We start from the raw sequence: 9,999 nt of genomic DNA on the forward strand, positions 1-9,999 counted from the left end.
GAAGTAATGAAAGCACTGCCTCAAAACTATGTTTTAACTATTGCCGGCGATGGCCCATTGATGAACACATTAAAAGCAGAAGTAGAAAATATTGGTATTAAAAACCGCGTGGTATTTACCGGCGAGATCAATAATGTTGCAGAGGTAATATCCAGGCACGATTTACTGGTTTTAAGTTCCTTTACCGAGGGCTTCCCCAATGTGGTGCTTGAATCTTTATCAGTTGGGGTTCCCGTTGTTACTTTCAGGGTTGGCGGGGTAAATGAACTGATAAGGGAAGGCTTTAACGGCTTTATAGCTGAGCAGAATGATCTATGCGAGTTACGCCACCAAATTATTCGTGCATGCAATCAAACCTGGCAGCATCCTAACATCAAAGCAGATATAATTGAACGCTTTGGGCTTAATAAAATAGGCCAGGCATACGAAACGCTGCTTGCTAATTAAACAAAACCATTAACCTATTACCTCTTTTGTATGTGCGGCATTTACGGATCAACAGTAGGATATGACGATGAGGTCATATTTCAAAAACTGGCAAGGGCCGATTTCAGGGGCCCCGACTTTTCTGGGTTTGAGCGCAGCGGACCGGTTATTTTAGGCCATAACCGCCTGGCTATTGTTGACCTGGATCACCGGTCAGATCAGCCATTTACGTACGAGCATCTTAAAATTGTATTTAATGGCGAGATCTACAACTACAAAACATTGCGGGTAAAACTAACCGCTTTAGGTTACAGGTTTACTACCGATTCGGACACAGAAGTAATTACCGCAGCCTTTCTTGAATATGGCGAAAACTGTGTTAATCATTTCATCGGTATGTTTGCCTTTGTAATTTATGATACCCGCACCCGCCAGCTTTTTGGTGCGCGCGACAGGCTTGGCAAAAAACCATTTTATTACGCACACTGTGGTTTTGATTTTGAATTTGCCAGTCAGCCATCGCAAATATGCCTCGACCGCAATGTAACCATTGATGAACAGGCCATTAACGAATACTTTATATGGGGCTACGTCCCTGAACCAAAATCGGCCTGGAATGAACTTAAAAAGCTTGAAGCCGGGCATTCATTTTGTTTCGATTATAATACAGGTACCTTCAGGTCTAAAAAATACTGGGAACTTGATTTAAACCATGCCGAGCGCTATGAAGGTTCATATGCCGAAGCTCAAGCAGATTTAACCCGGCTCATCTCTAATGCAGTCGATATCCGCATGCATGCAGACGTACCCCTGGGCGTTTATCTTTCAGGTGGTATCGATTCATCGCTGGTGGCTGCATTGGCTTCCAAAAACTACAAAAACGTAAAAACATTTTGTATAAAATTCAGGGAAAAAGGATTTGATGAAAGTGTGTTTGCACAAAAAATAGCAGCGCATCTGCAAACAGATCACCATACCATTGAATGCAACAAAGAAGAGGGCATTGAACTGATCGAAAATTTTGGACGGTATTACGATGAACCTTTTGCCGATTCAAGCGCCATTCCTACGCTACTGTTAAGCAAGTACACCAAGAAACACGTTACCGTAGTCTTAAGCGGCGACGGCGGCGATGAAAGCTTTTTGGGTTACAGCCGTTACAAATGGTTTAACATGGTCGATCAGCTGTTTAAATGCCCGCTGGCCGTGCGTAAAAGGCTTGCAGATGTTATCAGCATTTCGCCTAATTACCGCCACAAGCTTATTGCTTTAGGCATTTGCAACTCAGAGATCAGGTCTCTTTACGGGCTTATGCTTGGTGGCCTTGAATACTCCTGGCTCGATAATCCAAACGTTGGCTTACAGGTACCCTTTATGGATATCTGGGCGTCAAAATCAACAAGTATACTTCAGAAATTATCGGCCTTTGACACTAAGACTTATTTAAATGGTGATATAAACACCAAGGTAGATCGTGGCACGATGGCATTTTCGTTAGAAGCAAGGGCCCCGCTTATGGATCACCGGGTAGTGGCCTTTGCACAAAACCTGCCCGATAACTATAAGTTTAAATACGGCATTCAAAAACGGATCCTGAAAGATATTTTATACCAATACGCTCCGGCACAATTGTTTGACAGGCCAAAATCGGGCTTTACCATGCCCCTCAATCATTGGTTTAAAAACGAATTGAAAGAACACGTAATGGATAATCTTTCAATGAGCGAACTAAAGAATGTTCCGGGCATCAACGTTCAAAAATCATTTGATATGATAAACGATCATATGAGCGGTAAATGGAACCGGGCCACGCAAATCTGGAAGCTGCTGGTGTTTACCCAATGGCTAAAAAATCAAAGCTCAAAACCAATTTCAACCTACCAGGTAGCTTAAAACATACTAAACCTTATGATTCAGATCAATAACAGGGCTATGCGCATAGTACCATATACAGTTGTGTGGTTTGCTGCTAAGCCAAATTTATGGGGTTGTCTTTTAAAATACTATAAACAGAGTAAAAGCAGTGACGCAGTTCCGGGGTATCGTAAAGAAGATTTTTTCACCAAAATAATTGACATCAGCTCGCCGATACCTGCCATTGAAGCCAATTTTGATAAAAACACTGCTTATGAAATACGCAGAGCAGCAAAGGACGGCGTAACAACTGTTATGGGTACCGGTATTAAACCGTTCATTGACTTTTACAACGCATTTGCAATTACCAAAGGCCTTAAAAAACTCAGTAAGGATTTTTATAAATACAAGCCTCACCTCTTTATAACCAAAGCTGTACACCAGGGACAAGATATCGTTATGCATGCTTACATCCGCGATAATTCATCCCAAAGGGTTAGGCTTTTACATTCGGCATCCCTTTTCCGGAACGAAAATGATAGCCAATTAAGGGCTGTGGCCGGCCGGGCAAACCGACTACTGCATTTTGAAGACATCTGCTTTTTCAAGCAGCTGGGCTTTAAAATTTATGACCTGGGGGGCTACGCCTATAACACCTCAGATGCCGAGCTTTTAAAAATAAATAAGTTCAAAGATAGTTTTGGTGGAAGCCTGCTGCAAGAAACCGACTATGTACCTATATCACTCACATTCCTGTCATTTCTAAAAAAAGTATTCCGATTATGAAAGATCTTATCTCTGCATTAAATTCATTTGTTCACAAACTATTCTGTTACGATAAGTGGAATATAGGTTATGTATCACAATCTCCTGAAAACCTTATCCTCACCAAGCAATTAAACGGAAAAATCAACTGGTTATCAGAAGATACGGCAGACTATGCCGCCGACCCTTTTACAGCAAATATAAACGGCCGTGTACACCTGTATTATGAAGAGTTAAATTTTTGGAAGGGCAGAGGAGAGATCATGATGACGGATGACATGCATTTTAAAAACAAGAAAAAAGTAAATGGCATCATGAAAGATGATATACACCTCTCCTATCCTTACATGTTCACTGATAGCGACCAGCTTTATTGCATCCCGGAAACAGCATCAGCTAAACAAGTCGCACTTTATCAAATTGATATGAATAATCCATATAAGTTTGAAAAGATCAGGGTACTGTTAGAAGGCCAGTCATTTGTTGACAGTTCCATCATCCGTTACAACAACAAATACTGGCTTTTTACAAGTGTTTCAGGGCAACACGGCGTACTGTATTTGTTTTACGCCGATAAGCTTGACTCACCATTTAAGGCACATAAACAAAACCCGATAAAAGTGGCCTCAAACGTAAGCCGGTCGGCCGGCCGCTTATTTATAGTAGGTCAAAAACTTTACATGCCAAGCCAAAACCCCAAAAAATGCTACGGCGGCTCGGTAATGATCAATGAAATAACTACCATAACTGAAACAGATTTTCAATACCATACTGCTTTTGAATTACTTCCCCAGGCACCTTATGATGAAGGTTTGCATACCATAAACTTTGAAGACGGCTTATTGGTTGTTGACGGAAAACGCAAAGTATTTAGTGCTATGGGGCCATTTAAGAAAGTGTTCAGGAAACTAAAGAACCTTAATAAGCCTAACTAATGCCCAAGATGAAGCCTAAATTACTTTTTGTTTCAATCACCGATAAGGCAAACGGAGCCGAAAACATACTATTGCAAGCCGCCCGGGCCAGTAACGCGAATTTGCTTTTTTTAAAAAAAGTGGAGAGCGGAGGGCTAAGCATTCCAGATGATCTGCATGCTGAATATGTGGGTACAGGAAGTGTATCGGGTGGCTTTTTCCGGCTGGTAAAAAGTTTAAGCCATTACCGTAACGATTATATAATTTTTAGTACCCACCCCTATTTAAACGCTTATCTCGGCTTTTTAAAGCGGATTGGCTATTTAAGATCAAAACTCATTGTAAGAGAATGTTCATCTGTTTTAACGCGGTATAGTGGTTTAAAAAAATGGAGTTACAAGTTAGCATACCGGCTTGGCTATCCCGGCGTAAATTTAATAGTATGCCAAACCTGTAGCATGCGTGACTCCTTTGTACAACATCTTCCATACATTGATGAGCAAAGGGTTATCATACAAAAAAACCCGATCGATATTGAACAAAACTTAATAAAAGGCGAAGCCTCGCTGCCTATAGCTGATGCTACTGCCGAATTTATTTGCGGGGCCGGGCGGCTAATCCCTGAAAAAGGTTTTGATATACTGATCATGGCTTTTGACGAGATCAAGGCATCACGTCCCAATCTCCGGCTATTCATTTTTGGAGAAGGCCCAGAACAAGCATCGCTTGAAAAACTGATAAGCGAATTAAAATTAGAAGACAGGGTGATATTAAAGGGATGGGTAGCTAACCCGATGCCTTATTTTAAACGTGCAAAAGCGTGCATTGTATCATCAATAAAAGAAGGATTCCCGAACGTGTTGCTGCAAATGATGATCCTGAACCCTGTTGTGATCAGCACCAATTGCGCTGGAGGTATTGACGAGATCCCCGGCATTTATTTGGCCGAAGCCGATAATGTAAATTCATTAACTACCACTATAAACATCGCACTTAGCACAAACACCCCAAATAAGGACCTAATAATGAGATATGTAGAAGACCGAACCCCCGAAATTTTCATCAAATCTATACTTAATGCACTGGTATAACTACCCCCACCTATACAAGTAGCGCAACAACTTTAACTAACTAAAAATAAATTTTATGAAAACAATTATTAAATCCATCCGAAATGTTGTGTTGCCTATAATAACAACTACAATTATGGTGGCAGCCATTAATGGCTGTAAAAAAGCCGACCAGCCAAAGCCAACCGTGCCTACAACTACTACTGTTACGCCGCAACCACAAGATGAAACCATCAAAACAATAAGTTTAATTGGATTGAGAGTTGACAGTGGTTTTTGCTACAAAATTGGCTACGATCTGCCTGAAATTGGAGATTCAAACACCTCTCCAACAGTTTCAAAGCTCAGGTTGTTTGAAAACGGGGTTGAACTTGGGCCGGCTCACTCCAACCACAATGACATCCGTAATTTTGGCCTGGGACAATTTAGCCATTGGGGTAACTCGCTGTATTTTTCTACATCAGACAATACCAATCCGCTTACAAACGGGCGGAAGTACACTTATACCATGAAGTAGGATTTATCAGGTTTCACTCAAACTCTCGCAATTTGGCACACTCATTACTCAAAATAAATCTTCTTCAATAATTACATCTACCTACCTGTTCCGGCAACCATTCCTGATTCCTTTTCATACAGAAATTTACCCGGAAGCTCCTTAAGCGTTCACGCTATTAATTGACCAATTAATTAACCGCCTTTATCATAAGGCTTCATTTAAACCTAATTTCACTTATTTATGAAAATTTTGATCACCGGCACCGCGGGATTTATCGGCTATCACTTAACCCAAAAACTTTTAAAACGTGGCGACACCGTTGTAGGCATTGATAATATTAATGATTACTACGATGTAAAGCTAAAACACGACCGTTTGCTGAATACCGGTATAGATGTATCAGAAATAGCTTATAATAAACCCGTTTACAGCACCAAATATCCTAACTATACCTTTATAAAACTGGACATAACAGATAAGGAAAACCTGGAGCAACACTTTCAAAACCACCAATTTGATGCCGTTTGCAACCTGGCTGCCCAGGCAGGTGTACGCTATAGCCTTACACACCCCGAGGTTTATATAGACTCGAACATAAAAGGCTTTTTAAATATCCTTGAATGCTGCAGGCATTTCAGGATCGATCACCTTGTTTACGCCAGTTCATCAAGTGTATATGGTTTAAATAAAAAAATGCCTTTCAGCGAGCATGAAATTGCTGATCACCCGGTTTCACTATATGCGGCATCAAAAAAAGCCAACGAAATGATGGCCCACACGTACAGCCATTTATTTAACCTGCGTACTACCGGCTTGCGCTTTTTTACCGTTTACGGGCCATGGGGCCGGCCAGATATGGCTTTATTTATTTTTACCAAAGCAATTTTAGAAGGCAAACCTATACAGGTTTTCAACAATGGCAATATGCTGCGCGATTTCACTTATGTAGATGACATTGTTGAAGGCATTACCCATACGATTGATAAACCGGCAGAACGTAATTATCTGTGGAACGCTAAAAATCCGGATCCGGCTACTTCATCTGCGCCGTTCAGGGTATTTAACATTGGCAGGGGCGCTCCTGTAAATCTTCTTGATTTTGTTACCGAAATTGAGAAACAGGTAAATAAACCTGCTATTAAAACTTTAATGCCAATGCAGGACGGCGACGTTGCAGAAACCTGTGCCGATGTTTCACATTTAGATGAAATGCTGGATTATAAACCCCATGTTTCTGTTCCTACAGGAGTGAAGCGGTTTATTGCCTGGTATAAAAAGTATTATCACATTAAAACCGCCAAGCTCGAGCCCGTTCTTGTTCACTGAAAAATGGCTCCAATCGTTTGAACACCATAAAGGTTCCCAATTAAACCCTCGCCAGCAACCTATTACTTATAGTACTATTATGTCAAGCCAAAAAGTGCTGATAGCCTGCGATTCGGCAAAATCGCTGATTGACTTTAGAGGTAAATTAGTTGAGCTGATACGAAAAGAACATACTGTGTATGTTTTTACCCCTGCCATACCGCCCGAACAACGCGCAAAACTTGCATTGTTAAACATAGTTTTATTTGAAAATGATTTAAACGGCAGTAATGTATCCGTTTTATCTGATCTGAAGTATGCGTACAAGCTTTACCGGCTCATTAAGCAGTTAAAACCCGATGTTTTTTTCCCGTACACACTAAAACCCGTGATATACGGAACACTTGCCGCCAAACTGGGGGGCGTACGGAAAATAACCCCGATGCTTTCGGGCCTCGGTTACACCTTTGTTGCCGGTAACACATCTGTAACAAGCAAAATTACACGCATTTTACTTCGGTTCAGTCTTAGGAACAGGCCAGGATTATCAGTCATTTTTCAAAATAACGATGACGTTAAAACCCTGTTGGATTGTAAAATAATATCTGCGAAACATCAAACAGCAGTTGTCAATGGCTCGGGGGTTGATTTAAGTCATTATACCCCTACTCAACCAGATATTGACAATATAAGCTTTATCATGGTATCCAGGCTCATCAACGCCAAGGGGATCCGTGAATATTTTGAAGCTGCGCAAATTGTATTTCTAAAGCATCCTCAGGTAACTTTTAAACTCATTGGGGCTTATGATGACAATGTTGACGCTATTCATCCCGACTTATTTTCGGAAATAAAGCACAGGAGTGTAATTAATTACCTGGGGGCTGTTGACGATGTAAGGCCATATATAAGCGGTTCGTCTGTTGTTGTGTTGCCTTCATACTACAGAGAGGGCATTCCGCGCTGTTTGCTTGAAGCCATGGCTATGGGACGCGCCATTATAACCTGCGACTCCGTTGGTTGCCGGGAAACTGTCGAAACATCGCCCAACAGCAATGGGTTTTTGATACCTGTAAAAAATACAGCCGAGCTTGTACACAAAATGGAATACTTTATAACCAACAACCAGGCAATCACCAGTTTCGGACTTAACGGACTGGCGTTGGCACAGGAAAAATTTGATGTACATAAGGTGAATGCCAGGATGATGCAGATAATGGGCCTTAACTAATTAACCGGGAACCAATAATACGATACATGAGAAATATACTTAATTACGGAGACAGGCATTTTGAAGACTTCCGCGTTGCTATGCGTGATTATGGATGGGTTATTTTTGAGAATGTCTTAGACAACGATTTTGTTGCGAGTATTAATGAGGATTTGAAGGAAGCTTATGTTAAACGACGAGCCATACAGGAAAAAAACGGCATAAGCGCTAACATGGCCGGCACCCTTCACCACCTTGTTGAAAAGGACAATTTCACCCTGCCGTTTATTGAAAAAATGTATTGCGCCGATGAAATAGCGTATTTTTTGAGTGGAAATTATATACTAAATGGCTTTAATGCTGTAATACACACACAACAGCAGCATCCTTATGTAAGCAATATGCACCGCGATGTACGCACCTTTATGGGCGATACTAAACTACTGGTGCAAATGATAGTTACGCTTGACGATTTCACGACAGAAAACGGGGCTACCTACTTTTTATCAGGCTCGCACAAAACGGATATCAAACCAAACGAAACTTATTTTTACCAAACAGCCGACAGGGCCGTAACCCCTAAAGGGAGTATTATTCTTTTCGATTCGAACATTTGGCATGCTGCAGGCGAAAATAAAACAATCAAACAGCGCCGGGCACTAACGCTGGGCTTTACCCGCCCTTTTATTAAACCACAAATGGATTATCCAAGGGCATTGGGTTACGATTTTATTGAGCATCTCAGCGCCGATCAACGCCAGGTATTAGGGTATAATTCACGTATTCCTGAAAACCTTGATGAATACTATCAGCCCGTTCATTTAAGAATGTATAAATGCGATCAGGGATAACACTTTGTTTTTCACAATCAATTTACGGTCATGCAAAAAAATAAAGCCGCTGTAAAACCCATAGGTGGGTATTTAGAGCTGGAACTGCCCAAAGGGAACGAATATTACCCCGATCTGGTTCGTTTAAACACAGGGCGCAATGCGTTAGAATATATACTGTTACAAAAAAAATACCATAAAATCTATATCCCTTATTTTACCTGCGATGTACTGCTTGAGCCGCTTATCAGGATAGGTATCCAATACCAGTTTTATCATATTGACAGGCAGTTAGACCCCATCATTGATTTTGAAATTGAACACGACGCCTGCTTTTTATACACCAACTATTTTGGCATAAAACAAGAAAAAGCAGTTGAGCTTAGCGGTAAGATCAAAAACCTCATAATTGATAATTCGCAGGCCTTTTTTTCAGAGCCAATTGCCGGTGTTGATACATTTTACTCGTGCCGTAAATTTTTTGGCGTTCCGGATGGCGCATATTTAAGCATTAAAAGAAAGCTTGCTAAAAAGTTACCGTTAGACAGCTCAGTGCACCGGTTTTCGCACCTGATAAAAAGTATTGACTCAGGTATTGAAGCAGGATATTCAGACTACATCAATAACAGCAAAGACCTGGAAAACAACGAGATCAGGTCAATGTCGTTATTAACCCAAAAAATGCTTTCAAGCATTAATTATAACGAATGTGTATTTGCGAGACAGAGAAACTTTAATTTTCTGCATAAGCACCTCGCTGAGTTTAACCTGCTCAGGTTTGACGCCACTGATGAACACACGGTACCTATGGTTTATCCTTTTTTAACTAATGACCGGCACCTGAAAGTTCACCTGATACAGAAAAAAATATACGTTGCCACCTATTGGCCAAATGTGTTTAAATGGACCAAAAAAAACACTAACGAAAATTACCTGGCTCAGTGCTTAGTGCCATTACCAATTGACCAGCGATATGACCTTCAGGATATGTTTTATATGTTAAACACGCTAAGACTTTTTTTATGACCATTTCAGTTTACATACGCCCCCTTGTAATAGAAGATGCGTCCGTATCATATGCATGGCGCAATGACCCATTAATATGGGTTTATACGGGCTACAAACC

At 40.9% G+C, this 9,999-nt stretch carries 10 protein-coding genes; all 10 read left to right on the top strand.

Going from position 1 to position 9,999, the window contains the following annotated elements:
- Window positions 1–447 (top strand): glycosyltransferase (locus tag VF500_RS18245; protein WP_330861052.1); only part of this gene is annotated, 447 nt, incomplete at its 5' end.
- Between the two features lie 30 nt (window positions 448–477).
- Window positions 478–2,319 carry an asparagine synthase (glutamine-hydrolyzing) gene (gene asnB, locus VF500_RS18250; RefSeq protein ID WP_330861053.1) on the top strand — a complete coding sequence of 614 codons (1,842 nt, stop codon included), beginning with the start codon at window positions 478–480 and terminating at the stop codon, window positions 2,317–2,319.
- A gap of 15 nt (window positions 2,320–2,334) precedes the next feature.
- Window positions 2,335–3,066, top strand: a complete 732-nt coding sequence (locus VF500_RS18255; RefSeq protein ID WP_330861054.1) for a hypothetical protein — start codon at window positions 2,335–2,337, stop codon at window positions 3,064–3,066.
- Entirely contained in the window at window positions 3,063–3,980 is a 918-nt protein-coding gene (locus VF500_RS18260; protein WP_330861055.1) for a glucosamine inositolphosphorylceramide transferase family protein, read from the top strand. The genes VF500_RS18255 and VF500_RS18260 overlap by 4 nt, the downstream gene beginning before the upstream one ends.
- Window positions 3,980–5,050: a glycosyltransferase gene (locus VF500_RS18265; RefSeq protein WP_330861056.1), complete on the top strand. Its 1,071-nt coding sequence runs from the start codon at window positions 3,980–3,982 to the stop codon at window positions 5,048–5,050. Before VF500_RS18260 ends, VF500_RS18265 begins: the two co-directional genes overlap by 1 nt.
- Window positions 5,051–5,105: 55 nt before the next feature.
- The gene (locus tag VF500_RS18270; RefSeq protein WP_330861057.1) at window positions 5,106–5,546 is read left to right on the top strand and encodes a hypothetical protein; all 441 of its coding nucleotides are present in this window, start codon (window positions 5,106–5,108) and stop codon (window positions 5,544–5,546) included.
- A gap of 222 nt (window positions 5,547–5,768) precedes the next feature.
- On the top strand, window positions 5,769–6,854 hold the full coding sequence (locus VF500_RS18275) for an NAD-dependent epimerase (protein WP_330861058.1): 1,086 nt from the start codon (window positions 5,769–5,771) through the stop codon (window positions 6,852–6,854).
- 79 nt (window positions 6,855–6,933) lie between these two features.
- A complete protein-coding gene (locus VF500_RS18280; protein ID WP_330861059.1) occupies window positions 6,934–8,064 on the top strand; it encodes a glycosyltransferase family 4 protein in 1,131 nt (376 codons plus the stop codon).
- A gap of 26 nt (window positions 8,065–8,090) precedes the next feature.
- Window positions 8,091–8,894 (top strand): phytanoyl-CoA dioxygenase family protein, encoded by an 804-nt coding sequence (locus tag VF500_RS18285; protein ID WP_330861060.1) that lies wholly within the window; start codon window positions 8,091–8,093, stop codon window positions 8,892–8,894.
- A 30-nt stretch (window positions 8,895–8,924) separates the two neighbouring features.
- Window positions 8,925–9,899 carry a hypothetical protein gene (locus VF500_RS18290; RefSeq protein ID WP_330861061.1) on the top strand — a complete coding sequence of 325 codons (975 nt, stop codon included), beginning with the start codon at window positions 8,925–8,927 and terminating at the stop codon, window positions 9,897–9,899.
- The last annotated feature ends 100 nt before the right edge of the window (window positions 9,900–9,999 follow it).

The organism is Mucilaginibacter sp., from assembly GCF_036383575.1.
Classification (GTDB): domain Bacteria; phylum Bacteroidota; class Bacteroidia; order Sphingobacteriales; family Sphingobacteriaceae; genus Mucilaginibacter.

Coding starts and splice junctions, on each gene's coding strand:
- asnB (WP_330861053.1), top strand. CDS start 478: ATGTGCGGCATTTACGGATCAACAGTAGGATATGACGATGAGGTCATA.
- VF500_RS18255 (WP_330861054.1), top strand. CDS start 2,335: ATGATTCAGATCAATAACAGGGCTATGCGCATAGTACCATATACAGTT.
- VF500_RS18260 (WP_330861055.1), top strand. CDS start 3,063: ATGAAAGATCTTATCTCTGCATTAAATTCATTTGTTCACAAACTATTC.
- VF500_RS18265 (WP_330861056.1), top strand. CDS start 3,980: ATGCCCAAGATGAAGCCTAAATTACTTTTTGTTTCAATCACCGATAAG.
- VF500_RS18270 (WP_330861057.1), top strand. CDS start 5,106: ATGAAAACAATTATTAAATCCATCCGAAATGTTGTGTTGCCTATAATA.
- VF500_RS18275 (WP_330861058.1), top strand. CDS start 5,769: ATGAAAATTTTGATCACCGGCACCGCGGGATTTATCGGCTATCACTTA.
- VF500_RS18280 (WP_330861059.1), top strand. CDS start 6,934: ATGTCAAGCCAAAAAGTGCTGATAGCCTGCGATTCGGCAAAATCGCTG.
- VF500_RS18285 (WP_330861060.1), top strand. CDS start 8,091: ATGAGAAATATACTTAATTACGGAGACAGGCATTTTGAAGACTTCCGC.
- VF500_RS18290 (WP_330861061.1), top strand. CDS start 8,925: ATGCAAAAAAATAAAGCCGCTGTAAAACCCATAGGTGGGTATTTAGAG.